At 72.3% G+C, this 24793-nt stretch carries 20 protein-coding genes and 1 pseudogene; 13 read left to right on the top strand and 8 right to left on the bottom strand.

Annotation, left to right across the window (positions count from 1 at the left end; genetic code table 11):
• The first annotated feature begins 3 nt into the window (after positions 1-3).
• On the top strand, positions 4-2853 hold the full coding sequence (locus AB0F56_RS18845; RefSeq protein WP_362010896.1) for an NHLP bacteriocin export ABC transporter permease/ATPase subunit: 2850 nt from the start codon (positions 4-6) through the stop codon (positions 2851-2853).
• Here the strand turns inward: AB0F56_RS18845 and AB0F56_RS18840 are convergent.
• Positions 2841-4067, bottom strand: coding sequence for an MFS transporter (locus AB0F56_RS18840; RefSeq protein ID WP_362010700.1), 1227 nt, complete (start codon positions 4065-4067; stop codon positions 2841-2843). The genes AB0F56_RS18845 and AB0F56_RS18840 overlap by 13 nt on opposite strands.
• On the bottom strand, positions 4064-4915 hold the full coding sequence (locus tag AB0F56_RS18835) for a DMT family transporter (RefSeq protein WP_362010698.1): 852 nt from the start codon (positions 4913-4915) through the stop codon (positions 4064-4066). The genes AB0F56_RS18840 and AB0F56_RS18835 overlap by 4 nt, the downstream gene beginning before the upstream one ends.
• Before the next feature lie 150 nt (positions 4916-5065).
• Here AB0F56_RS18835 and AB0F56_RS18830 point away from each other — a divergent pair, with 150 nt between their 5' ends.
• From AB0F56_RS18830 to AB0F56_RS18815, 4 genes and pseudogenes are all read left to right on the top strand, one after another.
• A complete protein-coding gene (locus AB0F56_RS18830; protein WP_362010695.1) occupies positions 5066-6196 on the top strand; it encodes an AI-2E family transporter in 1131 nt (376 codons plus the stop codon).
• An 18-nt stretch (positions 6197-6214) separates the two neighbouring features.
• A pseudogene (locus AB0F56_RS18825) lies at positions 6215-7412 on the top strand (carbohydrate binding domain-containing protein).
• A gap of 99 nt (positions 7413-7511) precedes the next feature.
• Positions 7512-8312: a hypothetical protein gene (locus AB0F56_RS18820; protein WP_362010693.1), complete on the top strand. Its 801-nt coding sequence runs from the start codon at positions 7512-7514 to the stop codon at positions 8310-8312.
• 61 nt (positions 8313-8373) lie between these two features.
• Complete coding sequence (locus tag AB0F56_RS18815; protein ID WP_362010691.1) at positions 8374-8859, top strand: hypothetical protein; 486 nt, start codon at positions 8374-8376, stop codon at positions 8857-8859.
• Here the strand turns inward: AB0F56_RS18815 and AB0F56_RS18810 are convergent.
• Both AB0F56_RS18810 and AB0F56_RS18805 read right to left on the bottom strand, forming a co-directional pair.
• Positions 8849-9706, bottom strand: coding sequence for an SMP-30/gluconolactonase/LRE family protein (locus AB0F56_RS18810; protein WP_362010688.1), 858 nt, complete (start codon positions 9704-9706; stop codon positions 8849-8851). The genes AB0F56_RS18815 and AB0F56_RS18810 overlap by 11 nt on opposite strands.
• Positions 9703-10473, bottom strand: a complete 771-nt coding sequence (locus AB0F56_RS18805; RefSeq protein ID WP_362010685.1) for an IclR family transcriptional regulator — start codon at positions 10471-10473, stop codon at positions 9703-9705. Before AB0F56_RS18805 ends, AB0F56_RS18810 begins: the two co-directional genes overlap by 4 nt.
• A 257-nt stretch (positions 10474-10730) precedes the next feature.
• On the opposite strand from AB0F56_RS18805, the gene AB0F56_RS18800 reads away from it, so the two are divergent.
• The 6 genes from AB0F56_RS18800 to mmsB all read left to right on the top strand — a co-directional run bounded on the left by AB0F56_RS18800 (position 10731) and on the right by mmsB (position 17908).
• Complete coding sequence (locus AB0F56_RS18800) at positions 10731-11897, top strand: mandelate racemase/muconate lactonizing enzyme family protein (RefSeq protein ID WP_362010683.1); 1167 nt, start codon at positions 10731-10733, stop codon at positions 11895-11897.
• On the top strand, positions 11894-12919 hold the full coding sequence (locus AB0F56_RS18795; RefSeq protein WP_362010681.1) for an alcohol dehydrogenase catalytic domain-containing protein: 1026 nt from the start codon (positions 11894-11896) through the stop codon (positions 12917-12919). The genes AB0F56_RS18800 and AB0F56_RS18795 overlap by 4 nt, the downstream gene beginning before the upstream one ends.
• 76 nt (positions 12920-12995) lie before the next feature.
• Entirely contained in the window at positions 12996-13982 is a 987-nt protein-coding gene (locus tag AB0F56_RS18790) for a hypothetical protein (protein ID WP_362010679.1), read from the top strand.
• A gap of 5 nt (positions 13983-13987) precedes the next feature.
• Positions 13988-15097 carry a multiple monosaccharide ABC transporter substrate-binding protein gene (gene chvE / locus AB0F56_RS18785; RefSeq protein ID WP_362010893.1) on the top strand — a complete coding sequence of 370 codons (1110 nt, stop codon included), beginning with the start codon at positions 13988-13990 and terminating at the stop codon, positions 15095-15097.
• Positions 15098-15125: 28 nt separating this feature from the next.
• Positions 15126-16676, top strand: coding sequence for a multiple monosaccharide ABC transporter ATP-binding protein (gene mmsA / locus AB0F56_RS18780; RefSeq protein WP_362010676.1), 1551 nt, complete (start codon positions 15126-15128; stop codon positions 16674-16676).
• Entirely contained in the window at positions 16673-17908 is a 1236-nt protein-coding gene (mmsB, locus tag AB0F56_RS18775) for a multiple monosaccharide ABC transporter permease (RefSeq protein WP_362010675.1), read from the top strand. The genes mmsA and mmsB overlap by 4 nt, the downstream gene beginning before the upstream one ends.
• Here the strand turns inward: mmsB and AB0F56_RS18770 are convergent.
• Positions 17903-18889, bottom strand: a complete 987-nt coding sequence (locus tag AB0F56_RS18770) for a hypothetical protein (protein WP_362010673.1) — start codon at positions 18887-18889, stop codon at positions 17903-17905. The genes mmsB and AB0F56_RS18770 overlap by 6 nt on opposite strands.
• A gap of 131 nt (positions 18890-19020) precedes the next feature.
• On the opposite strand from AB0F56_RS18770, the gene AB0F56_RS18765 reads away from it, so the two are divergent.
• Together AB0F56_RS18765 and AB0F56_RS18760 are read left to right on the top strand one after the other, a co-directional pair.
• Positions 19021-19692 (top strand): RNA polymerase sigma factor, encoded by a 672-nt coding sequence (locus tag AB0F56_RS18765; RefSeq protein ID WP_362010670.1) that lies wholly within the window; start codon positions 19021-19023, stop codon positions 19690-19692.
• Positions 19689-20690, top strand: coding sequence for a CU044_5270 family protein (locus AB0F56_RS18760; protein WP_362010668.1), 1002 nt, complete (start codon positions 19689-19691; stop codon positions 20688-20690). Before AB0F56_RS18765 ends, AB0F56_RS18760 begins: the two co-directional genes overlap by 4 nt.
• Positions 20691-20754: 64 nt before the next feature.
• Here the strand turns inward: AB0F56_RS18760 and AB0F56_RS18755 are convergent, their stop codons facing one another.
• From AB0F56_RS18755 to AB0F56_RS18745, 3 genes are all read right to left on the bottom strand, one after another.
• Complete coding sequence (locus AB0F56_RS18755; RefSeq protein WP_362010665.1) at positions 20755-22200, bottom strand: glyceraldehyde-3-phosphate dehydrogenase; 1446 nt, start codon at positions 22198-22200, stop codon at positions 20755-20757.
• Positions 22201-22305: 105 nt separating this feature from the next.
• Positions 22306-23898 (bottom strand): molybdopterin-dependent oxidoreductase, encoded by a 1593-nt coding sequence (locus tag AB0F56_RS18750; protein ID WP_362010662.1) that lies wholly within the window; start codon positions 23896-23898, stop codon positions 22306-22308.
• A 41-nt stretch (positions 23899-23939) separates the two neighbouring features.
• Entirely contained in the window at positions 23940-24758 is an 819-nt protein-coding gene (locus tag AB0F56_RS18745) for an N-formylglutamate amidohydrolase (protein WP_362010659.1), read from the bottom strand.
• Positions 24759-24793: the final 35 nt, after the last annotated feature.

The raw sequence follows: 24793 nt of genomic DNA, 5'->3' as shown, positions 1-24793 counted from the left end.
GCCATGGGCGGCCTGGGCACGGCGGTCGACTGCACCGGCCTGGGCAGCGTCCCCCTCGAAGGCCCGCACGTGCTGTGGCTCGTCGTCGACGGCGCCATGGACCTGTTCGCCGTGGACGCCGCGCAGCTCGGCCCCTGGCACTTCCTGGGCCGCCTGGAGGCGGGCACGCTGCTGCTCGGCCCTGTGGACGGACCCGAGCACACGCTGATCGGGCGCCCCCTGGAGGGCTGCCTGCTGCGCCACGTGGAGCTGCGCGAACTGCAGCCGTACGCCTACGGAGCTCAGGCGTACGGCGGTCAGGCGCAGGGGGGCCAGTGGTACGGCGGTCAGTGGTACGCCGACCAGGACCCCTACGGGACGGCCGAGCCGCGCCTGAGCCCGCTGGAGCACGCCTTCGCGCTCGGCATCGGGCGCGGCCTGCGGGTGCTGTACCAGGCGCCGTTGGACGGCGGCGCGGGCAGCGAATCCGCCGGCGAGGACGACGACATCCTGTGGATGCAGATCGCCCCCGGCAGCGTCCTCTACGGGGCCGCCTACGAGGGGTACGGCGACGACGCCGCCGGGACACTCCTCGTCGAGCCGACGATGTGGCAGGGGATGGTCGACCAGCAGTACCGGCTGCTGTACGCCCTGGACAGCTGGATCGAGGAGCTCGAGCGCGCCCACGAGGACCGGACGGCGGCCGGGATCGAGGCCGGCCGGGCCGCCCGTACGCAGGCGGACAGGGCGCTGCTCGCCTCCATCGGCCGGTCGGGCGCGTCCGGCGCGTCCGGCGAGCGGGGGCGCGCGAGCGACGACGCCACGTACGCCGTCTGCCGGCTGGTCGCCGAGGAGGCCCGGATCACGCTGGCCGGGGCGGCGGAGGCGAGCGGCCTCCCCGGCCGCCTCGACCCCGTCGAGCGCGTCGCGCTCGCCTCCCGGATCCGTACCCGGGTCGTCCGGCTCGACGGCCGCTGGTGGCGGGAGAACAGCGGGCCCCTGGTCGGGCGGCGCGAGGCGGACGAGGCCCCGGTCGCGCTCCTGTGGAGGCGCGGCCGGTACGAGATCGTCGACCCCGCCACCGGCACGCGCGAGCGCCTCGGGAAGGCGGGCGCCTCCTCGGTCGCGCCGCGCGCCGTCATGCTCTACCGTCCGCTGCCCGACCGGCCGCTGGGCCTGCTTCCGCTGCTGCGCTTCAGCGTGCGGGGCACCCGGTCGGAGCTGCGGATGCTGCTGCTCTCCGGTCTGGTGGCGGTCGGTCTGGGCGCCCTTGTGCCCATCGCCACGGGCAAGGTGCTCGGCGACTACGTGCCCCGGGGCGAGACCGGGCTCATCGTGCAGACCGCGCTCGCGATCCTCGCGACCGCCGTCGTCTCGGCCGCCTTCATGCTGCTGCAGAACGTCACCATCCTGCGCCTGGAGGGCCGTATCGAGGCCACGCTCCAGCCGGCCGTCTGGGACCGGCTGCTGCGCCTGCCGACCCGGTTCTTCGCGGGCCGCTCCACCGGCGAGCTGGCCAGTGCGGCCATGGGCATCAGCGCCATCCGCAGGGTGCTGTCCGGCACCGGCCCGGTGGTCGTCCAGGCCGGCACCGTCGGCACGATGAACCTGGTTCTGCTGCTGGTGTACAGCGTGCCCCTGGCCCTCGCCGCGCTCGCCATGCTGGCCGTCGTCGCGGCGGTGTTCCTGGGCCTGGGGCTGTGGCAGCTGCGCTATCAGCGGCGGCTGATCCGGCTCGGCAACAAGCTCAACAACCAGGCGTTCCAGACCCTGCGCGGGCTGCCCAAGCTGCGGGTCGCGGCGGCCGAGAGCTTCGCGTACGCGGCCTGGGCGGGCGAGTTCGCCCGGACCCGGGAGCTGCAGCAGCGGGTCGGGCGGATCGCGAACGTCCTCACGGTGCTCGGCGCGGTCTGTCTGCCGCTCTGCACGCTCGTGATGTTCATGCTCCTCGCCGGACCGGCCCGGGGCTCGATGTCCGCCAGTGAGTTCCTCACGTTCAGCACCGCCGTGACGATGCTGCTGTCCTCGGTCACCCAGCTCACCGGCGCGCTCCTGTCCGCCGCCGCCGTGCAGCCGATGTTCGAACAGGTCAGGCCGGTGTTCCAGGAGACGCCCGAGGTCCGGGGCTCCAGCGCCCAGCCCGGCGAGCTGAGCGGGGCGATCGAGGCCGAGAACCTGTCCTTCCGCTACACCGATGACGGTCCCCTGGTTCTCGACGGGGTCGACTTCCAGGTGCGTCCGGGCGAGTTCGTGGCGGTCGTCGGCGCCAGCGGCTGCGGCAAGTCGACGTTGCTGCGGCTGCTCATCGGCTTCGACCGGCCCTCGTCCGGCAGCGTGCGCTACGACGGGCAGGACCTGGGGGCGCTCGACCAGGCGGCCGTGCGCCGCCAGTGCGGTGTCGTCCTGCAGAACGCGCAGCCGTTCTCCGGCACGATCCTCGACTGCATCTGCGGCGCCGAGACGTTCCCGCTCGAGGACGCGTGGGCGGCGGCCGCGATGGCGGGCCTTGCCGAGGACATCAAGGCCATGCCGATGGGCATGCACACGATGCTGTCCGACGGCGGCGGCACCATCTCGGGCGGTCAGCGGCAGCGGTTGATGATCGCCCAGGCGCTGATCCGCAGGCCCCGGGTCCTCTTCTTCGACGAGGCCACGAGCGCGCTCGACAACGAGGCGCAGCGGGTGGTGATCGAGTCCACGCGGGCCCTGAACGCCACCCGGGTGGTGATCGCCCACCGGCTTTCCACGATCATGGATGCCGACCGGGTGATCGCCATGGCGGACGGCCGGATCGTCCAGCAGGGGTCACCGGCCGAGCTGCTCGCGGACACGACCGGGCTCTTCCACGAACTGGTCCGCCGTCAGCTGCGCTGATCCGGCTCCCGGATGCCCCGCGCCAGGTAGAGGCCGGTGGCCGTGGCGAGCAGGGTCACGCAGCCCGTGAAGATCAGCCCGGCGGCGTCCAGGCCCAGCCACATCGTCAGCGCGCCGACGCCCACGACCGGCAGCGAGATGCCCGTGTAGGCGACGACGAAGAACGAGGAGACCGTCGCCGCCCGGTGCGCGGGAGGGGCGGCCTCGCCGACGGCGGTCAGTCCGGCTCGGAAGGCGAGCCCCTGCCCGATCCCGCCGCAGACCGCGCCGGCCACCAGGAGCGGCAGGGTCTCCGCCCACAGGGACGCGCCGACGAGGAGCAGCCCGAGCACCAGGACCGCGCAGCCGAGCGGCAGGGCGACCCGCCCGGGCATGCGGGCCGTCCACGACTGGCCCACGGTCGAGGCGAGGAACACCGAGAAGACCACCAGGCCCGAGACGGCGTGGTTGGTGATGTCGAGGGTCTGCGCGACGAAACTCGGGGCCACCGCGGTGAAGAGGCCGAGCAGCGCGAACCCGGCGAAGGCGGCCAGCGCCGAGGGCGTGAAGACGCTGCGGACCTCGGGCGGTACGTAGAGCCCCTGCGGCCGCAGCCGGCTGCGGAGCCGGGGATGCTCGACGGTCTCCGGCAGGAGGAGCACGATGACGCAGGCGACGGCGACCAGGCCGAGGTGGACGAGGAACGGCAGGATCAGCGGCTCCGGTGCGTACTCCGCGAGGAGCCCGGCGAGGAGCGGTCCGCAGCCGAGACCGCCCATGTTCGCGGCGGTCGCGGCGAAGCCCGCGCGGGACTTGCGGTCGGGCCGCGCCAGTTCGAGCACGGTGACCGTGCCCGCCCCGCTCAGCAGCCCGGCCGAGAAGCCCGACAGGAGCCGGCCGGCGAAGAGGAAGGGCAGCCCGCCCTCGAAGAGGAAGCAGAGCGCGCTGGCGGCGGCGAACCCCAGCGCCGCCCACAGGACGGGCCGGCGGCCCACCCGGTCGGAGTGGTTGCCCACGAGCAGGAGGGTGGCGATGACTCCGACGGCGTAGCTGGCGAAGATGACCGTCACCATCAGCTCGGAGAAGCCCAGCTCCTCGCGGTAGAGACCGTACAGCGGGGTGGGAATCGTCGTGCCGGCCATGCCGATGGCGAAGACGACGGCCGCGGCGACATAGCCGAGGCGCCGCGGGTGGCGGGAGGTGCTCCGTACGGTCGGAGCGGCCTCACCGGTCATGCCGGCGCCTCCTTCCGCGCGAGCGCGAACACGCCGACGACGACCAGACCGACGCCCAGCACCTCCGGTACGAGCCACCAGCCCACGCGTACGTCCTCTTCGTAGATCAGGATCCCCAGCATCAGGCTCACCGTGGCGTCGCCCAGCGTGAGCGCGGGCTGGGAGGCGACCAGCGGCCCGCCCTGCATGGCGTGTTCGAGCAGCAGGAGCGCCGCGATCCCGGCCGCACAGAAGGCGTACGTCTGCCAGGCCGTCAGGAACCCGGCCAGGCCGTCGTCGTCCAGGATGTGCATGGACGTCTTCATCAGGCCCGCGGTGAGGGCGTAACAGATGGCGGTGGCGGCGCCGAGACACCCGGCGCGGGCGCGCCCGGCCGGCCTCCGCAGTCCGGCCACCGTCAGCGCGACGACCGCGCCGGCGGCGATCGCGAGCGCCGGGATCCAGCGGTCGAGCGGCACGTGCGTGCGGTTCCCGTCGGGCGAGGCTGCCATGAGGGCCACCCCGAGACCGACCACCACCGCCGCCACGGCACCCCACTGGGCCTTCGGCAGCCGCTCCCGTGTCATCAGGGAGGCGATCAGCAGCGCGAGCGGCAGCTCGAGCACGAACAGCGGCTGTACGAGCGAAAGCGGGCCGGTCGCCAGGGCCGCCGCCTGCCCCACGCCTGCGACGATGACGGCGAGGATCCCGGCGAGCCAGAGCGGGCGCTTCAGCAGATCGAGGATCAGGCCGGGCCGGAACGAGTCGGTCTGACGGACGGTGAGCGCGGCACGGCGCTGCAGCACCGTGGCGAGCGCGTTGCTGAACGCGGCGCACACGGCGAAGAGGACCGGCAGGACGACACTCACCTCCCGATGGTCACCGTCGCCGCCGGACGCTCGGGCGACGACACCGGCGGGGGCGCGCGGTTCACCCGGTACGCGCCCCTCCTGCCGCCGGTCGGCCGAATCCCGGGCCGCGGGCGTGGGCGGCCCGGCCCATGGTGGTACGTCGTCGGAATGCAGCCTGGCACACCGCCGCAGGTGATCCCGTTCCTCCGTACCGCCGCCGCCTACGCCTGGCGCCTGCTCGTCGTCGGCGCGCTGGTGTACAGCCTGTTCGCGCTGCTCGGGCGCTTCCACGAGATCGGGGTGGCCGTTTTCCTCGGTCTGGTGATCACGGCACTGCTGCGCCCGGTGGCGGACATCGTCGCCAAGGGGCTCCCCCGCCCGCTGGCGGTCGCCCTCACCCTCCTCGGCAGCCTCGCGCTGGTCCTGGGCGTCCTCGCCCTGGTCGGTGAGGCGGTGGAGGGCGAGCGGACGACGCTGGTACGGGAGTTCCGGGACGGCATCGACCGGATCGAGGACTGGCTGGAGCGGCCGCCCTTCCGGCTGAACCCGGAGGCGCTGACGGATGTGCAGAGCAGGATCGGGCAGTTCCTGTCGAGCCACCGCTCGGCCCTCATCAGCGAGGCGATGAGCGGCGCCCACCGACTGGTCGCGGTCCTCACGACGCTGGCCCTCGCGCTCTTCTGCTCGGTGTTCTTCATCCACTCGGGAGACCGGCAGTGGGTGTGGCTGAAGGACCAGCTGCCGGACCGTGTGCGCGAGCACTTGGACGTCGGCGGCCGGGCGGCCTGGCGTACGTTCACCGGCTACACGCACGGGATCGTGCTGGTCGCGGCGGTGAACGCGACCCTCGTCGGGCTCGCCCTCTGGCTCCTCGGGGTACCCCTTGCGGTGCCGTTGGCGCTCCTGGAGTTCGTCGCCGCGTTCGTACCGCTGATCGGTTCGCCGGTCGCCCTCGCGGTCGCGGCGGTCGTGGCCCTGGCCTCGCAGGGCCCGTGGATCGCGGCGATCGTGGTCGGCCTGATCGTGATCATCGGTCAGATCGAGGGCCATCTGCTGCACCCGCTCGTCATGAGCTGGGCGGTGCGGCTGCACCCGCTGGTGGTGGCGATCTCGGTGATCGCGGGCGCGATCGCCGCCGGTGTGGTGGGCGCCGTGGTGGCGGTGCCGCTGGTGTCGGTGATCTGGTCGGTGCGGGTGGCGTTGCGGGAGGCGGGCGGGGCGACGGGTGACGGCGAGGGTGAGGGGGAGGCGGCGGACTCGGAGGCAGGGAAGGACGCAGGCGAGGCGACGGAGGGGTGAGCGCCGCGGACGCGGCGTGTGCTGCTCGGCGCGACCGGTGTGGTCGCGCTGCCCCAGTCGGTGCAGGCCGCGAACCTGCTCACCAACGCCGGTTTCGAGGCCGGCACACTCTCCGGCTGGTCGTGCACCGGTGGGCTCGGCTCCGTCGTCTCCACCCCCACGCACTCCGGTACGAAGGCCCTCGCCGGGGCGGCGAGCGCGAGCGACAACGCCAAGTGCAGCCAGACCGTGGCGGTCCAGCCCAACACCGCGTACACCCTCTCCGCCTGGGTCCGGGGCGCGTACGTCTACCTGGGGGTGGACGGCGGCGGCTCCACCTGGACACCGTCCGCCGCCTCGTACACCCAGCTCTCGCTGAGCTTCACCACCGGTGCCTCGCAGACCAGCGCGACCATCTACACCCACGGGTGGTACGGCCAGGGCACCTACTACGCCGACGACGTCAGCCTCGACGGACCGGGCGGCGGAGGCGGCGACGACACCCAGGCACCGAGCGTGCCCGGCAATCTGCGCTCCACCGGCATCCGGGCGGCCGGCGGCGACATCGTCCCGTCGATCGGCGGCTGGTCGGGCAACAAGCTCGGCCCGAACTGCGCGACGGCGGCCGACCTGGCGGGCGCGTACCAGAAGGTGATCGACGCGTACGGGCTCAAGGCGATCGACGTCGACATCGAGAACACCGACGAGTTTCGAGAACGCGGCCGTCCAGGACAAGGTCCTGACCGCGCTGAAGACCGTCAAGGCCAACAACCCGGGGCTCAGGACGATCTTCACCTTCGGCACCTCGACGACCGGCCCGACGTACTGGGGCAACCGGCTGATCGAGCAGGCGAAGGCGCTCGACGCGGACATCGACGTCTTCACCATCATGCCGTTCGACTTCGGCGGCGGTGCCGACATGTACGGCAACACCGTGAACGCGGCCAACGGCCTGAAGGACAAGCTGAAGGCGGTCTTCGGCTGGGACGACGCCATGGCCTACGCCCACCTCGGCATCTCGGGCATGAACGGCCTCTCCGACCAGCAAGAGCTCACCGGCCCGCAGACCTGGACGAGCATCCGCGACTGGGCGAACACGAATCACATCGCGCGGCTCGTCTTCTGGTCCGTCAACCGCGACCGGGGCTGCGCGGGCGGCGGGGTGACGAGCAACTGCTCGGGCATCGCCCAGAGCGACTGGCAGTTCACCTCGATCACGGCCGGGGTCACCGGCTGACCTCGCTCGGCGGCCGCGCTCGTTCGGCCGTGCTCGCCGACCGCGCCGTCGCGGGGCCGTTCCCGGCTCGCGGCGGCGCGGTCGTGCACAGTGAGGTCCATGGACGTCGAGCAGGTCATCGATGAGCTGTACGGGGTGGCACCGGGCGAATTCGTCGCGTCCCGGGACGCCCGGGCGGCCGAGGCGCGGAGCGCGGAGGACCCCGCCGGCGCGAAGCGGATCGCGGCGCTGCGCCGGCCCACCCTCGCCGCCTGGGCCTCGAACCGGTTCGTACGGGAACGGCCGGAGGACGTCCGACGGCTGCTCGCCCTCGGCGAGACCCTCCAGGAGGCCCACCGACTCCTGGACCCGAAGACGTTCCGCGAGGCGTCCGGGCAGCAGAACAAGGTCATCGCGGCGGAGGTCCGCGCGACGGCGGCGCTCGCCGAGGAGGCGGGGCACCCGCTGAGCGCCTCGGTCAAGGAGGAGGTGGAGCAGCTCCTGCGTGCGGTGCTCGCCGACCCGGACATCGCGGCGGAGTGGTCGGCCGGCCGCCTCGCGAAGCCCCCGGAAGCCCCGGTGGGCTTCGGCGGCATCACCCCGGACAGCCTCCCGCCGCGACCACCCACCAAGCCCGCGAAGTCCGCCCCGCCCGCCAAACCCGCCAAACCCGCCAAAGCCGACACCCGCGCCCGCGAGGCGGCGGAGAAGGCGGCCGCGGAAGCCACCCTGCGGGACGAGGACCTCCGGGCGGCGGAGGCTCGCGCGACCGAGGCGAACGCCCAGGTGGCCAGTCTCGAAGAAGAGCTGCGCCGGGCGCAGTCCGCCCGTCGCGAAGCCCGCGCTGCGGCGAAGAAGGCGGCCGACGCCTCCCGAGAGGCACACGCCAGAGCGGACAAGGCGCGCGAGGCGCTCGACTGACCAGCCGGGTGGGGTCGTCGCGCTCCTGGGTCGGAAGGCACTGGATGCCAGGATGGGTGTCATGGATCATGAAAACGGGTGGAGTGCGGGGCCGGTGGGAGCCGGGGACACCGGACGTGACGAGCTGGTGCGGATGGTGCGCGGGGCAGCGCGTGAACTGCCGGGCGGGCAGGTCGTGACGGCGTCGGTCGTGTGCGAGGCGTGCAGTGCGGGGGAGTTCGAGTCGGCCGTGTACGAGGTGTGGGCCGGCGAGTGCCACTGCTGGGGCTGTCTCCTGCCGATCGGGGTGCAGGACGGGGATGTGACCCGCGTCTTCGGGCGAGCGAGCGCCTACCCGTGGAAGCTCGCGCCCACCGAGGGAACCCCCGACCCGGCCGCCGAGCCGGCGGACTACTTCTGGTGCCCCGAGGGACACAAGGTGTTCCAGGTGGCCGTCGGGCTGGTCCTCGACGAGAGCGCGTCGGTGCGCGCGATGTCCGTCGGCCTGCGCTGTCCGGAGGACGGCGGGCTGCACCTGTTCATCGACAACGCGCGGGTCACGGCGTAGTCGCCCCGAAGGCGACGCTCGGGAGACCCTGTCCCGCGTCGCGCAGGACCAGCAGGGAGCCGGCGAGCGGGTGCGGTCGCGCCTGGCCGGTGCGGGCGGTGGTGATGTAGAGGTCGCGGAGGTCCGGGCCGCCGAAGGCGCATGCCGTGGGGTGCCGGACCGGGAGGGGGACGACGCGGTCCAGGCTGCCGTCGGGGGTGTAGCGGCGGAGTTGGGCGCCGTCCCAGAGAGCGACCCATACACAGCCGTCCGCGTCCACGGTGAGTCCGTCGGGGTAGCCCGCGCCGGTTTCGATCGTCGCGAACGGGCGCCGGTGTGTAGCGAGTTCGGCGTCAGCCGGGCAGACGTCGATGCGGCGGGTGGGACTGTCCACGTAGTAGAGGAGGGAGCCGTCCGGGCTCCAGCCGATGCCGTTGCTGACGGTCACCGAAGGGAGTATCTCGCGGGCGGTGCCGTCGGGGGCGAGGCGGACCAGGGTGCCGCCGCCGGGCGCCTCGTCGTAGCGCATGGTGCCCGCCCACAGGGAACCGTCCGGGGCGACGGCCGCGTCGTTGGCGCGCCGACCCGGGACCGGGTCGCGCAGCAGCCAGGTGAAGGAGCCGTCCGGCGCGTAACTCCCGATCCCGTCCCTGAGGTTGACGACCAGGCCGCCGTCGGCGCGGGGTTTGGCCGCGCCCACGTGCTGCTCGGCGGCCATGACGGTGCGCCGGCCCGTCTCCGGCGTGTACGTGTGGACGCGCGAGCCGAGGATGTCGACCCAGATCAGCCTGCGCGCCGCCGCGTCCCAGGTGGGCCCCTCCCCCAGCGCCGTCTGTTCCCGTACGGCGACGGCCAGTTCGGCCGTCAACGGGTGCCCCGGTGACCGAGGCGCACGGAGAGGTCGGCGGCGCCCTTGGCGGCCAGCTCGGCGAGGTCGCGCTCGCGGTCCTCGCTCCATCGGATCACCGGGACGGAGACGGAGAGCGCCGCCACCACGCGCCCGGAGCTGTCGCGCACGGGTGCGGCGACGCAGCTCACGTCGGGGTTGGACTCCCGGTGCTCGACGGCGATCCCGCGCTCGCGGATTTCGGCGAGGGCCGCGCGGAGCGCGTCGTGGGCGGTGATGCTGTGCGGTGTCATCGCGACGAGTTCGCGCCCGTCGATCCGGCTGTCCAGTTCGACCGGCGGCAGGGAGGCGAGCAGCATCTTGCCGACGGCGGTGCAGTGGGCGGGCAGGCGGCGGCCGGCGGCGGAGACCATGCGGACGGCGTGGGTGGAGTCGACCTTGGCGACGTAGATGACGTCGGTGTCTTCCAGAAGGGCGACGTGGACCGTCTCGTCGCAGATCTCGGCGACCTCGCGGGCGACCTGGCGGCCTTCGGCGGCGAGGTCGAGCTGTTCGGCGTACCGGCTGCCCAGCTGGTAGGTGCGCACGCCGAGCCGGTAGCGGCCGGGGTGTTCGGGGGCGGGCGCGAGGTAGTGCCGCGCGGTCAGGGTCGTGAGCAGTTCGTGGACGGTGGTGCGCGGCAGGCCCAGCCTGCGGACGACGTCCGGGGCGGCGAGCGTCTCGTCGCCCGTCAGGAACAGCTCCAGTATGTCCAGCGCTCTCGCCACCGCGGGAACCTGGCGTCCCATCGCCACTCACCCACCTCTCGTGTCGCCGTCGTTCGGCATGCCGGTCAGTTGTCGATATCGCGAACACAGGCTAACCACAGCCGCGTTGACCCGGCAATGGTCGCGCCACCCGCCGCACCACCCGCCGCGCGTCCGGCATGCGTTCGCCGCGCGTTCGGCGTGCGCGAGGCGTTGACATGCCCCGGACCAGCGCCTACGGTCACGCCTACATTTCGAACGTGTGACGAAATTTCGAACGAGATCGAGGGGCAACTGCCGTGCGCATCACGGGAATCAGCACTCATGTCGTCGGAACTCCCTGGCGGAACCTCACCTATGTCCTCGTCCACACCGACGAGGGGCTGACCGGCGTGGGCGAGACGCGCATGCTCGGCCACACCGACGCGCTGCTCGGCTACCTCCGCGAGGCGGAGTCCCATCACATCGCCGGATCGGACCCCTTCGCGATCGAGGACCTGGTCCGCCGGATGAAGTACGGGGACTACGGCCGGGCCGGCGAGATCGTGATGTCGGGCATCGCGGTGGTCGAGATGGCCTGCTGGGACATCAAGGGCAAGGCGCTCGGTGTGCCGGTCTGGCAACTGCTGGGCGGGAAGGTGACCGACAAGGTCAAGGCGTACGCCAACGGCTGGTACACCACGGAGCGGACCCCGGAGGGCTACCACAAGGCGGCCCGCGCGGTCGTCGAGCGGGGCTACCAGGCGCTCAAGATCGACCCGTTCGGCACCGGGCACCTCGAACTCTCCCACCGGGACTCGCTGTACGCGGTCTCCCTGATCGAGGCCGTACGGGACGCGATCGGGCCGGACGCGGAGCTGATGCTGGAGATGCACGGCCGGTTCGCCCCGGCGACGGCGATCCGGCTGGCCCACGAGTTGGCGCCGTTCCGACCGGCATGGCTGGAGGAACCGGTCCCCCCGGAGAACCTGAAGGCGCTGGAGAAGGTGGCGGCGAAGGTGGACATCCCGATCGCGACGGGTGAACGCGTCCACGACCGCATCGAGTTCCGCGAGCTGTTCGAGAGCCAGGCCGTCGACATCCTCCAGCCGGACGTCGGTCATCTCGGCGGCATCTGGGAGACCCGGAAGCTGGCCGCGACCGCCGAGACGCACTACATGATGGTCGCCCCGCACAACGTCGGCGGCCCGGTGCTCACCGCCGCGACCCTCCAAGTCGGCTTCACCACACCCAACTTCAAGATCCTGGAGCACTTCAACGACTTCGCGGACGCGGAGATCAAGAAGGTGGTGAAGGGCGCCCCGCAGGTGGTGGACGGCTACTTCCAGCTCTCGCACGCGCCCGGTCTCGGTGTCGAGCTCGACACCGATGCGGCGGCCGAATTCCCGCAGCGCCAGGCCCGTTTCGACCTGTGGGCGGACGGCTGGGAGCGGCGTGTCCCCACACCCCGTGGCGGCACCGCGTGAGCCGGCCGCCGGGCGGCCCGGGGCTCGCCGTCGTGATCGACGCGCCGGGGGCCCACCGGCTCGTCCCGCACGAGCCGGTCCCGCCGGGCCCGGGCGAGGCGCTGGTCCGGGTGCACGCGAGCGGGGTCTGCGGCAGCGACCGCGAGGTGTACGGCGGCACGCGTCCCGAGGGGTACGTGCGCTACCCGGTCGTCCCGGGCCACGAGTGGTCGGGCACGGTGGCCGACGTCGGCGAGGGCGTCCCCGAGGGGCTTCTCGGCAGTAAGGTCGTCGGTGAGGGCTTCCACAACTGCCAGTCGTGCGAACGTTGTCATACGGGTGACACCACGCTCTGCACGGCCGGGTACGACGAGACCGGCTTCACCCGGCCGGGCGCGATGGCGCCCACGCTGACGCTGCCGGCCCGGCTGCTGCACGTACTCCCGGACGACGCCGATCTGACGGCCGCCGCTCTCCTGGAACCGGCCGCCTGCGTGGCGGCGGCGACGCTCGCGGCGGCGCCACGGCCCGGCGAGCGGGTGGCCGTGGTGGGCGCCGGGACCCTCGGCCTGATCGCCGTACAGCTGCTCGCCGCCTCCTCGCCCGCCGAGCTGCACGTCCTCGAACCCCGTCGCGAACGTGCCGAGTCGGCAAGGGAGTTCGGGGCGACCGGTGTCGTCGAGTCGGCGGCCGGGCTCGAAGGGCGGTGCGATCTGGTCGTGGAGGCCGCCGGGGCCACCGGCTCCGCCCGCACCGCCGTGAGCCTCGCCCGCAGGGGCGGCCGGGTCGTCCTCACCGGCATCCCCGCGCCCGGGGCGGCCGGCCTCGACCCGACGGCGCTCGTCACCGGCCGGCTGACCCTCCACACCGTCTTCGGCGCACCGCCCACGGCCTGGGCCCACGCGGTCCGTGCCTTCGGCGCGGGGCTGCTCGACCTCGGCGCGCTCGTCACCCACGAGCTGCCGCTCGGCGCATTCCCTCAGGCGATCGAGCTGGTGGGCGGCGGCGACCCCAAGGTCGGAAAGGTACTGCTCCGGCCATGACCTCATGCGCCCCGTGGGACTCCCCTGCCTCCTCGCCCGAACCATGTCCGACCTGCCGAACACGGAGGACCCGTTCGTGACCGAAGCCGCCCCCTCCCCGCCCCGACGCCCCGGCGAACCCGCGCTCGCCGTCCTCGGGCTCGACGCCCCCGCCCTCTCCCCCACCGACACCTCCCCGCACTCCTTCCCGGACGGCGGCACCTGGCGTACCGAAGTGCCGTCCGTGGAGGGCCCCGAGGCCTTGGAGGCGGTCCTGACCGAGTCGGCCCGGCTCGACGTGCCGGTCCACCGGGTCAGCCAGGGCAGCGGCGCCTGGATGCTCACCGACGCCGAGATCACCGAAATGGTGCGGGCCTGCTCCGAACGGAACGTCGAGCTCTGCCTGTTCACCGGTCCGCGCGGCACCTGGGACATCGGCGGCTCGGTCCGCAGCGACTCGCGTGGCGGAGGTCTGCGGGCCCGGGGCCACGACGCCGTTGCCGGCTGCGTGGAGGACGCCGTCCGCGCCACCGAAATGGGCGTCCGCTGCCTGCTGGTGGCAGACGAGGGCGTGCTGTGGACGCTGCACCAGGCCCGGTGCCACGGCGTGATCCCCGCGGACACCACGCTGAAGGTCTCGGCGCTGATCGGCCCGGTCAACCCCGCCGCGTACGCCGTCCACGAACGGCTCGGCGCCGACTCGGTGAACGTGCCGAGCGACCTGACGCTCGCGCATCTCACCGAGATCCGCCGGGTCAGCGCCGCGCCGATGGACATGTACATCGAGGCACCCGACGACCTGGGCGGCTACGTCCGGATGTACGAGGTCGCCGAGCTGATCCGGCGAGGCGCCCCGCTGTACCTCAAATTCGGCCTGGCGAAGGCGCCTTCACTCTATCCCTCCGGTCTGCACCTGCGCGAGACGGTCCTCGCCACCGCCCGCGAGCGGGTACGGCGGGGCAGGCTCGCCCTCGATCTGCTGGCGCGGCACGGCGCGGACGGCGGGATGTCCCCGCTCGGAGCCCGGCTGCCAGGCCCCCTCCACCGCTTCCCCGACCCCCTCCACCTCACGGACAAGGACTGATGACCATGCGCGCACTGCGCCGAGCCGCCACCGCCACCGCCTTCGCGAGCTGTCTCGCCCTCGCCCTCTCCGCCTGCGGCCAGAGTGGGGCGGGCGGGGCGAAGGAGGAGAAAGGGGCGAAGGACCTGACGGTGGGCATCGCGATGCCGACCAAGTCGTCCGAGCGCTGGATCGCCGACGGCAAGAACATGGTGAACAGCCTGGAGAAGTACGGGTACAGGACGACGCTCCAGTACGGCGAGGACGACCCGGACCAGCAGGTCTCACAGATCGAGAACATGATCACGCAAGGCGTGGACGCGCTGGTCATCGCCGCCATCGACGGCCGGGCGCTCGCCAACGTCCTCCAGCAGGCGGCGGACGCGAAGATCCCGGTGATCTCCTACGACCGGCTGATCCTCGGCTCGCCGAACGTCGACTACTACGCGTCCTTCGACAACGAGAAGGTCGGCGAACTCCAGGGCGGCTACCTCGTCGAGAAGCTCGGTCTGAAGGACGGCAGCAAGAAGGGCCCGTTCAACATCGAGCTGTTCGCCGGCTCCAACGACGACAACAACACCCGCTACTTCTTCCAGGGCGCGATGAACGTCCTGCAGCCGTACATCGACAAGAAGCAGCTGGTCGTCCGGTCGGGACAGACCAAGCTCAACCAGGTGACGACGTTGCGCTGGGACGGCGGTCAGGCCCAGAAGCGGATGGACGACCTGCTCACCTCCTCGTACGCCAAGGAGCGGGTGGACGCGGTCCTCTCGCCGTACGACGGCATCTCCATCGGCATCCTGTCCGCCCTGAAGTCCGACGACTACGGCAGCGCGAGCAAGCCGCTGCCCCTCGTCACGGGGCAGGACGCCGAGGTCGCGTCCGTGAAGTCGATCATCGCGGGCGAGCAGACCCAGACCGTGTACAAGGACACCCGCGAACTGGCCAAGGTGGCCGGGCAGATGGTCAACGCGCTGCTCGACGGCAAGAAGCCCGAGGTCAACGACACCACGACGTACGACAACGAGAAGAAGGTCGTGCCCGCCTTCCTGCTCGAACCGGTGAACGTCGACAAGTCCAACTACCAGAGCGTGCTGGTCGATTCGGGCTACATCAAGGCGAGCGACCTCAACTAGTCGTCGACCGGAGAGGGGTGGGTGTGCCGTGACGGAAGCCGTCCTGGACATGCGCTCGATCAGCAAGACCTTTCCCGGCGTGACGGCCCTGTCGGAGGTCTCCCTGACCGTCCGCGCGGGCGAGGTGCACGCGGTCTGCGGGGAGAACGGAGCGGGCAAGTCGACGCTGATGAAGATCCTCAGCGGGGTTCATCCGTACGGGAGTTACGAAGGGGAGGTCGTCTTCCAGGGCGAGCCCTGCCGCTTCAAGGACATCGGGGCGAGCGAGAAGCGCGGCATCGTGATCATCCACCAGGAGCTCGCCCTGGTGCCGCACCTCTCGCTCGCCGAGAACATCTTCCTCGGCAACGAGCACGCCACCCGGGGCGTGATCAGCTGGGACCGCACCCTGCGGCACGCCGCCGAGCTGCTGCGCCGGGTGGGTCTGGACGAGCATCCGCAGACCCGGGTCGCGGACGTCGGCGTCGGAAAGCAGCAGCTCGTGGAGATCGCGAAGGCGCTCGCCAAGGAGGTGAAGCTGCTGATCCTGGACGAGCCGACGGCCGCGCTCAACGACGAGGACAGCACCCAACTCATCGCTCTCATCGAGGAGTTGAAGGCGCATGGCATCACCTCCATCATCATCTCGCACAAGCTGAACGAGATCGCCCGGATCGCCGACTCGGTGACCGTCCTGCGTGACGGCCGGTCGATCGAGACCCTCGACGTGAAGGCCCCGGAGACCACCGAGGAGCGGATCATCCGGGGCATGGTGGGCCGCGACCTGGACCACCGCTTCCCCGAGCGCACCCCGCACACGCCCGAGCGGGGAGCGGCTGCGGCCCTGGAGATCCGGGACTGGACCGTGCACCACCCCATCGACCATCACCGCAAGGTCGTCGACGGCGTCTCGCTGACCGTCCGGCGCGGGGAGATCGTCGGCATCGCCGGGCTGATGGGCGCGGGCCGCACCGAGCTGGCGATGAGCGTGTTCGGCCGCAGCTACGGGAGGTACGGCGGTGGCACGGTCCTCAAGGACGGTGTGGAGATCCGTACGCGTACGGTCCCCGAGGCGGTCGGGCACGGCATCGCGTACGTCACCGAGGACCGCAAGCACTACGGCCTCAACCTCATCGACACGATCAACCGCAATGTCTCGCTGAGCGCCCTGCCGAAGGTCGCCCGGCGCGGCATCGTCGACGAGCACGCGGAGGCCAGGGTCTCCGAGGGGTTCCGCCGGTCGATGAACATCAAGGCGCCGACGGTCTTCGAGCCGGTCGGCCGGCTCTCCGGCGGCAACCAGCAGAAGGTCGTGCTCAGCAAGTGGATCTTCGCAGGTCCCGACGTGCTGATCCTGGACGAGCCGACCCGCGGGATCGACGTGGGCGCCAAGTACGAGATCTACACCGTCATCGACCGGCTGGCCGCCGAGGGCAAGGCGGTCCTCTTCATCTCCTCGGAACTCCCCGAGCTGCTCGGCATGTGCGACCGCGTCTACACGATGGCGGCGGGCCGGCTGACGGGCGAGGTGTCCCGCGCCGAGGCCACCCAGGAGCTGCTGATGCGGCACATGACGAAGGACAGGACGGAACGCGCATGAGCACCGATCTCACGGCCGGCGACCGGGCCGCCGACGACCGCACGGGGAAGACCGGGCCGAGTGTCGGCCGACTGATCCTCGACGGACTGCGCGGCAACATGCGGCAGTACGGCATGCTGATCGCCCTCGGTCTGATCGTGGCCCTGTTCGCGGTCTGGACGGGCGGCGACCTGCTGCTGCCGCGCAATGTCTCCAACCTCGTCCTGCAGAACAGCTACATCCTGATCCTGGCGATCGGCATGATGATCGTCATCATCTCGGGCCACATCGACCTGTCGGTGGGCTCGCTCACCGCCTTCGTCGGCGCGGTCTCCGCCGTGCTGATGGTCGAGCACCGGATGGCCTGGCCGCTCGCGGTGGTGCTCGTCCTGCTGCTCGGCGCGGCGGCCGGGGCGATGCAGGGCTTCTTCATCGCGTATCTCGGCATACCGTCGTTCATCGTCACGCTGGCCGGCATGCTCCTGTTCCGCGGGCTCACCGAGATCTTCCTCAAGGGCCAGACGCTCGGCCCCTTCCCGGACGGGCTGCAGACCGTCTCCAACGGCTTCCTGCCCGAGGTCGGCCCGCACACCGACTACCACAATCTGACGCTGCTGCTCGGCCTGGCCCTCATGGTCTTCGTCGTGTGGCAGGAGGTGCGGGACCGCCGCCGCCAGCGGGAGTACGCGCTCCAGGTCGCGCCCGTCGGCCTGTTCGCGGTGAAGCTGGGCGCGCTGGTCGCGACGGTCCTGGTGTTCACCCTTCTGTTGGCCAGCTACAAGGGAGCGCCGGTCGTGCTCCTGATCCTCGCGGCGCTCCTCGTCGGCTTCGGCTACGTCATGCGGAACGCGATCGTCGGCCGCCATGTGTACGCGATCGGCGGCAACCTGCCCGCCGCCAAGCTCTCCGGTGTGAGGGACCGGAAGGTCACCTTCCTGGTCTTCCTCAACATGGGAGTGCTGGCGGCGCTCGCCGGTCTGGTCTTCGCCGCCCGGTTCAACGCCGCCTCGCCGAAGGCGGGCATCAACTTCGAACTGGAGGCGATCGCCGCCTCGTTCATCGGCGGTGCGTCGATGAGCGGAGGGGTCGGCACGGTCCTGGGCGCCATCGTCGGCGGCCTGGTCCTGGGTGTGCTCAACAACGGCATGAACCTGGTGGGGATCGGTACGGACTGGCAGCAGGTGATCAAGGGCCTGGTGCTGCTGGCGGCGGTCGGCTTCGACGTGTGGAACAAGCGCCGGGTCGGTTCATAGCCGGGCGCCGAGGCGGGCCGCGCCGTCGAAGCTCCGCGTGGTCGTCTCGCCCGCGCGGACGCGGATGCCCTCGGCGCGGTAGGACGTCGGCTGTCCGTCCGGCGCGCTCGGGCGGACCGTGTACATGACATCCCAGATGCCGCGTTCGGGGGTCACGCGGTAGGTGGCGGTGCCGGGCGTCGCCAGGGGCTGCGACAGCCCGACGGTGGGTCCCTTGCTCGGCAGCAGGTCGACGGTCGCGGTGCCGGGGGCACCCGACCGTGCTCCCCCGTGGACCAGGAGGGTCGCCAGTTGCCGGGTCGAGGGGCGCAGGGTGAGCCCGGTGAGGGCGCGCGAGCCGGTGACGGTGTGGCCGAGGGCGTAACTCACGCTCCCGGTGCCCCAGTACGCGTCGTACCACTGCTCCACCGAACCGGGTTCGGCGGCGGGGCCCAGGTGGGCGACGCGCAGCGTGGGCGCGTCGACGACCTGGTTGAGGAACCGCTCGGTCCCGTCGTGGGTGATCCGCAGGAACATCCCGGCGTGCAGGAGCGACGCGGAGCGGGCGGGCGGCCGGACGTCGACCGGCTTCGCGGTACGGGCGTCGACGATGACGGTGGTGTCGCGGTCCAGGTCGAGGCGCGGTCGTACGATCCAGTCCGTGCCGCCCCCGTCGCCCGACGCGGTCAGGACGCTGTCCAGCACGTAGCGGCCCCTGGGCAGGCGCACTGTGACCGTCCCGGAGGCGTCGTGCGGCTGGACGCTCTCCTCGGAGCCCGGCCCGGAGAGACCGGTGACGGTGGTGGCGTACGCCCCGGTCGGCCGCCCGGCGCGGTCGAGGTGAGTGAGCGTCAGGCTGTACGTGTCCGGTGTCCGCGACGCCCCGACGGCGCTCCGGGCGGGGGCGAGGCCCACCGCGGCCACGGCGGTGGCGAGGCCGGCGGACCGCAGGAAGGAACGTCGAGAAGACGCGGAAGGCTGGGAAGCTGCGGAAGTGTTCATGATCCGTACTGGCTCGCCGGGCGTCGGCGTTCCCATGAGCTGGGTCACACACGCCCTCGACTCCAAAGGCTGTGGCGCAGGTCACCGGAACCCGTGCTCCGCAGCGGCCAGTGCAGGATGTGGAAACAGTGATGAGAGAGCGCTTCCGCAGCGGCGACCGGGAGGCCCTGGGTGAGCTGTACGACGCACACGCCCAGGTGCTGTACCGCTATGCCCTGCGGGTGACGGGCGACTGGGCGGAGGCCGAGGACGTCGTCTCGGCGACCTTCCTGGAGGCCTGGCGGAGCCGGGAGCGGCTACGGCCCGAGGATGACGAACGGCCGCCCGGGGGCGACGGGCTGCGGCCGTGGCTGCTCGGCATCGCCACCAATCTGATGCGCCAGGGCGCGCGGGCCCGTCGGCGCCGTGACGTCGCGCTCGCCCGGCTTCCGGAACGCGGCTCGGTCCCGGACTTCGCCGACGAGGTCGTCTCGCACCTCGCGCACGCCGAGCAGGTGCGCGCGGCGCATGTCGCGCTCGGCCGGCTGCGCCGCCGCGACCGCGAGGTGTTCACGCTCGTCGTCTGGGCGGGCCTGGACTACGCGGCCGCCGCCGAGGCGCTCGGCGTACCGGTCGGAACCGTACGGTCGCGGCTTTCCCGCGCCCGTACCCGGCTGCGCGCGCTCGCCGAGGCGGAGACGGCGCGTACCGCGCGGGCCGCACAGCCCGCACCGCCCGTACGCGACCGGAGCACCACCCCCGACCTGCCGGTGGCGGGCCGCTCCCGCGCGGTCCGGCCGAAGCCCCAGGAGAACCACGGATGAAGATCGGCCCGCACCGCACCGAGGACCCCGAGACCGCCGACCTGGCCGGGCTGCTGCCCCCGCCGGCCGTCCCCGACCTGACACCGGAGCGCGCACAACACCTCAAGGCGGCGCTGTTGAGCCGAGCCTCCACCGTCGACGACCGCACGGCGGCGGCCGTCCGGCGGCCCGTGTCACGCCCGCGCCTGATCCGGTTCCTCGCACCGGCCGTCGCGTGCGCCCTGGCGGTCGGCGGCGTGGTGACCTTCGGGACGGCGGAGACGCGGCCCACCGGGAACGTCCCGGCCGCCGCCTCGCCCGAGGCGGCCCGGCTGCTCGACCGCATCGCCCTCGCCGCCCGCGAGGGGACACGACCGCCGCTCCGGGGCGACCAGTTCGTCTACGTCGAGAGCAAGGTCGCGTACGGCGCCCAGAGCGCCGGGGGCGGCCCGGTCACCCTGGCCCCCGTGCACATGCGCCAGGTGTGGCTGTCGGCCGACGGCACGCGACCGGGGCTGCTGCGCGAGGAGGGCGGCCCCGACTCCCCGCTCGGCGCCGACGCCACCGCCCGGACGACGCCCCAGAAGCTCGCGCAGCTGCCCACCGACCCCGACGCCCTGCTCGCGCGCATCCGGGCGGAGACCGGAGGGTCGGGTACGCAGGCGCCGGGGGCGGATCCCGACCAGCGGGCGTTCGCCGCGATCGGCGACCTGCTCATGGAGACCTGGGCGCCGGCGCAGGTCAGCGCCGCCCTCTACCGGGCCGCCGGGAAGATCCCCGGCGTGGTCGTCGTCCCGGCGGCCACCGATGCCGTCGGCCGGCCCGGGGTCGCGGTCGCCCGGACGTCCGAGGGGCGGCAGACCCAGTGGGTCTTCGACCCGGCCACCCACGCCTTCCTCGGGGAACGCACGGTCCTGACGGAGTCCGGCGAGGCCGGCCCGAAGGGCACGGTCGTCGGCACGTCCGCGATCCTCACCAGGGCCGCGGTCGACCGGGCGGGCGAGACGCCGCGCCGCTGAGTGCGCACATGAGTGAGGCCCTCACCGCATCCGGTGAGGGCCTTTCTCAGTGGTGCGCCGGGGGTCAGACCGCCGGGGCCGGGTACGTCGGGTACTCGACGCCGGAGACGTGCTGGACGACCCGGATGACCTGGCACGAGTAGCCGAACTCGTTGTCGTACCAGAGGTAGAGGATCGCGTTGTCGCCGTCGACCTTGGTGGCGCCCGCGTCGACGATCGAGGCGTGGCGCGAGCCCACGAAGTCCATGGAGACCGCGTCGGGGGCCGTGGTGAAGTCGATCTGGCGCTTCAGCGGCGAGTGCAGCGAGACGTCACGGAGGTAGTCGAGGACCTCCTCGCGGGTGGTCTCGCGGCCCAGGCGCAGGCTCAGGATGGCGATCGAGACGTCCGGAACGGGGACGCGGATCGAGCTGCCGGTGATCGGCGCCTTCAGGTCCGGCAGGGCCTTGGCGACGGCCGAGGCGGCGCCGGTCTCCGTGATGACCATGTTGAGCGGCGCGGAGCGGCCGCGGCGGTCGGCCTTGTGGTAGTTGTCCAGCAGGTTCTGGTCGTTCGTGAACGAGTGAACCGTCTCGACGTGGCCGCGCAGGACGCCGTACTCGTCGTCCATCGCCTTCAGCGGCGGCACGATCGCGTTCGTCGTGCAGGACGCGCAGGACAGGATCTGCTCGTCCGGCTTGATCGTGTCGTGGTTGACGCCGTGCACGATGTTCGGGACGTCGCCCTTGCCCGGGGCGGTCAGGACGACCTTGTCGATGCCGGGGCGCAGGTGCTTCGACAGGCCCTCGCGGTCCCGCCACTTGCCCGTGTTGTCGATGAGGATGGCGTCCTTGATGCCGTACGCCGTGTAGTCGACCTCGGAGGGGTCGTTGGCGTAGATCACCTTGATGGTGTTGCCGTTGGCGACGATGGTGCTGTTCGCCTCGTCGACGGTGATCGTGCCCTGGAACTGGCCGTGGATCGAGTCGCGCCGCAGCAGCGAGGCGCGCTTCACCAGGTCCTGCTCGCCGCCGCCGCGCACGACGATGGCGCGCAGCCGCAGGCCGTTGCCGGAGCCGGCCTTCTCGATGAGGAGGCGGGCGACGAGGCGGCCGATGCGGCCGAAGCCGTAGAGGACGACGTCGCGGCCGTCGCGGCGCTCGATCTTGTTCTCGCCGGTGGCACCGGAGACCGCGGAGGCGGTGAACTCCTCCACCGAGAGACCCTGGTCGTCGTGCTTGTAGGCCTCGGCGAGCAGCGCGATGTCGATCTGCGACGGGCCGAGGTCGAGCGTGGTGAGCGCCTGCAGGAACGGCAGGGTCTCGGTGACCGAGAGCTCCTCGCCGGCGATCTGGCGGGCGAACCGGTGGGTCTTGAGGATGCTGACAACCGACTTGTTCACCAAGGATCGGCTGTGGACCAGGACCGTGACGTCCCGCTCCCGGTGCAACTTCCCGATGATCGGGATCATCGACTCCGCGATCTCCTCGCGGTTCTTCCAGCTGGTGAACGAGTCGTCATTGACAGTCACGAGTTCATCTTTCGAGCTAGGCGGTGCTCATATGCTAACCCGTCGATGTTTTGATCTTGTCAGGGGCCCGCCTTCCGCCCCTCCTCCCCCCTCCCGTCCCCTCCCTCACGACTCGACCGTCACCACGACCGAGTGCCAGCCGGCGGCCCCGTCGGGCATGGTGTCGGTGCGCCGCTCGGGCTGGGTGGCGCCGGTGCCGTCGGTGGCGCGGACCGTGAGGGTGTGGCGGCCGGGCGCGGCCTGCCAGGGGTGGACCCACTGGCGCCAGGTGTCCTGACTGTCCTCGGCGCCGAGCCTGGCCTCCTGCCAGGGGCCGTCGTCGACCCTGACCTCCACGCGCGAGATGCCCCGGTGCTGGGCCCAGGCGACTCCGGCGATCATGACCGTGCCGGCCGCCGGGCGGGCGAGGTCCCGGGGGGTGTCGATCCGGGACTGGGTCTTGACCGGGGCCTGGGCGGCCCAGCCGCGCGGGACCCAGTAGGCGTCGTAGGCGTCGAAGGTCGTCAGTTCGAGGGACTCGATCCACTTGCAGGCGGAGACGTATCCGTAGAGGCCGGGGACGAGCATGCGGACCGGGAAGCCGTGGTCGAAGGGGAGCGGTTCGCCGTTCATGCCGAAGGCGAGCAGGGAGTCGCGGCCGTCCATGACGGTCTCGACGGGGGTGCCGAGCGTCATGCCGTCGACGGAGCGGGCGACGAGCTGGTCGGCGGGACCGCCTTCGGAGGGCGGGCGTACCCCTGCCTGGCGGAGCAGGTCCGCGAGGCGCACGCCCAGCCAGCGGGCGTTGCCGACGTAGGGCCCGCCGACCTCGTTGGAGACGCAGGCGAGGGTGATGTCCCGCTCGATCACCTCGCGGGCCATCAACTCGCGCAAGTTCAGGGAGAGTTCGCGGGTGACGCCCATGCCGTGGACGCGCAGCCGCCAGCCGTCGGCGTCGACCTTGGGGACGACGAGGGCGGTGTCGACCCGGTAGAAGTCCTTGTTCGGGGTGACGAAGGGACTGATGCCGGGCACGTCGAGCTGGGCGCCCGGCGGCACGGCCGGGGCGGCGGAGACCGGCCGGGGCAGCCGCAGGGCCCTGCGGGAGGCGGTGGAGCCCTCCCCCGAGGACGGCCCGGCCGCCCGGCCGAGCGCGGCGGCGGCGGTCGCCACCACGCCCGCGCCCGCGGCGACGATCAGGAAGCCCCGCCGGTCGGCGCGGGCGGCCGCCTGGGCCGGTTCGTCGGCGTCCGAGGCGAGCAGCCGGCCGATGAGGACGTAGAGGAGGAGGGCGCCCGCCACCGCCCCGACGAGCGAGGGCAGGGCGTCGAGCGCGGAGTCGGAGTCGGGCCTGGTGACGGCGGCGAGCGCGCCGACGACACCGAAGCCGAGGACGCCGACGGCCCCGGCCGTGCGGTGGCGCAGGGCGAGCAGGCCGAGGGCGGCGGCGATCAGACCGAGGACGAGCACGATGCCCAGCAGGAGGACGGCCTTGTCGCTCTCCCCGAACGTACGGATCGCCCACTGCTCGACGGCGGCCGGGGTCCGGTCGACCACGGCGTCGCCGACGGCCGTGACCGGGCCCGCCTCGTGCCGGATCAGGCCGGCGAGCACGTCGGCGACGGCCAGGGCGACGTAGCCGGAGAGGACGCCGGCGACGACGGCGAGCAGCCGGTCGGTGCGGGTGGGCCCCCTGCGGACGGAGCGTGTGGCGTTCATGGTTCCCAGCATCGGCACACGGAGGCCGATGTGGCGGGATTTCACCCGGGCGCCGCCGCTTCCCCGACGAGGACGGCCAGGGCCGCGCCCAGGGCGTCGAGTCCGGGCCCGGCGGGGCCGCCGGGCTCCGCCATGTAGACGTCACGCCGGATCTCGATCATCAGCGCGGCGACGCGCGGGTCGCGGCCGTAGTGCGCGAGCGGCACGTACGTCCCGGCGAAGGGGCTGTCGGTCCCGATGCCGCCGAACGGCGCGAACACCTTCCGTGCCGCGTCCAGCAGGGCGGGCGGCGTGTGGAAGGGATCGGTCCCGAGGCAGATCGGCGGCCGGGGGCCGGTGCCGTGCAGCTCGTAGGGCAGCGTCTCGGTCGGGTACGAGTGCACGTCGATGATGACCGCACGTCCTGCCGCCGCGAGGCGGGCGTCGACGGCGTCGGTCATGGCCTGCGCGTACGGCGTGAAGTACCGCTCCAGGAGCGACCGTTCGTCGAAGCCCTCGGGGCGGAGTTCGGCGCGGTGCGTCGTCCGGGTGTAGACGGCGCCCATCCCGACCGCGCGCATCTCCTCCCGCTCGTCCGGGAAGCGCTCGGGGTCGACGACAAGGCGGGAGAGCAGATTGACGAACCGCCAGGGGGTGACGGTGGCGGTCCGGGCGGCCACGTCCGCGAGAGCGGCGGTGTGGGCGTCGGTGATGTGGTCCAGTTCGCGCGCGAGTTCCTCGTCGCCGAGCACGATGCCGGCCCGCACGTCCGGGGGAATGTCCCGGGCGGAGTGGGGCACGTGGAGGAGGACCGGGGAGCCGGGGTCTCCGGGGAGGAGTGCGTAGGAGGGTGCCGCGGCTGGGCGCGGTGCGTCGGTCATGGGCGGTCCCGGGGTACGGAGCGGGTGGCGTCGCT

Origin of the sequence: Streptomyces sp. NPDC026092, assembly GCF_040638605.1 — a bacterium.
Lineage (GTDB): Bacteria > Actinomycetota > Actinomycetes > Streptomycetales > Streptomycetaceae > Streptomyces.
The sequence above is the reverse complement of the archived record's forward strand: the minus strand, read 5'-3'. Positions and strand labels throughout refer to the sequence as shown.

Excerpts from the sequence above, each read along its gene's own strand:
- AB0F56_RS18845 (WP_362010896.1), top strand. The coding sequence starts at position 4 with ATGGGCGGCCTGGGCACGGCGGTCGACTGCACCGGCCTGGGCAGCGTC.
- AB0F56_RS18840 (WP_362010700.1), bottom strand. The coding sequence starts at position 4,067 with ATGACCGGTGAGGCCGCTCCGACCGTACGGAGCACCTCCCGCCACCCG.
- AB0F56_RS18830 (WP_362010695.1), top strand. The coding sequence starts at position 5,066 with ATGCAGCCTGGCACACCGCCGCAGGTGATCCCGTTCCTCCGTACCGCC.
- AB0F56_RS18820 (WP_362010693.1), top strand. The coding sequence starts at position 7,512 with ATGGACGTCGAGCAGGTCATCGATGAGCTGTACGGGGTGGCACCGGGC.
- AB0F56_RS18815 (WP_362010691.1), top strand. The coding sequence starts at position 8,374 with ATGGATCATGAAAACGGGTGGAGTGCGGGGCCGGTGGGAGCCGGGGAC.
- AB0F56_RS18805 (WP_362010685.1), bottom strand. The coding sequence starts at position 10,473 with ATGGGACGCCAGGTTCCCGCGGTGGCGAGAGCGCTGGACATACTGGAG.
- chvE (WP_362010893.1), top strand. The coding sequence starts at position 13,988 with ATGCGCGCACTGCGCCGAGCCGCCACCGCCACCGCCTTCGCGAGCTGT.
- mmsB (WP_362010675.1), top strand. The coding sequence starts at position 16,673 with ATGAGCACCGATCTCACGGCCGGCGACCGGGCCGCCGACGACCGCACG.
- AB0F56_RS18770 (WP_362010673.1), bottom strand. The coding sequence starts at position 18,889 with ATGAACACTTCCGCAGCTTCCCAGCCTTCCGCGTCTTCTCGACGTTCC.
- AB0F56_RS18765 (WP_362010670.1), top strand. The coding sequence starts at position 19,021 with ATGAGAGAGCGCTTCCGCAGCGGCGACCGGGAGGCCCTGGGTGAGCTG.
- AB0F56_RS18760 (WP_362010668.1), top strand. The coding sequence starts at position 19,689 with ATGAAGATCGGCCCGCACCGCACCGAGGACCCCGAGACCGCCGACCTG.
- AB0F56_RS18750 (WP_362010662.1), bottom strand. The coding sequence starts at position 23,898 with ATGAACGCCACACGCTCCGTCCGCAGGGGGCCCACCCGCACCGACCGG.
- AB0F56_RS18745 (WP_362010659.1), bottom strand. The coding sequence starts at position 24,758 with ATGACCGACGCACCGCGCCCAGCCGCGGCACCCTCCTACGCACTCCTC.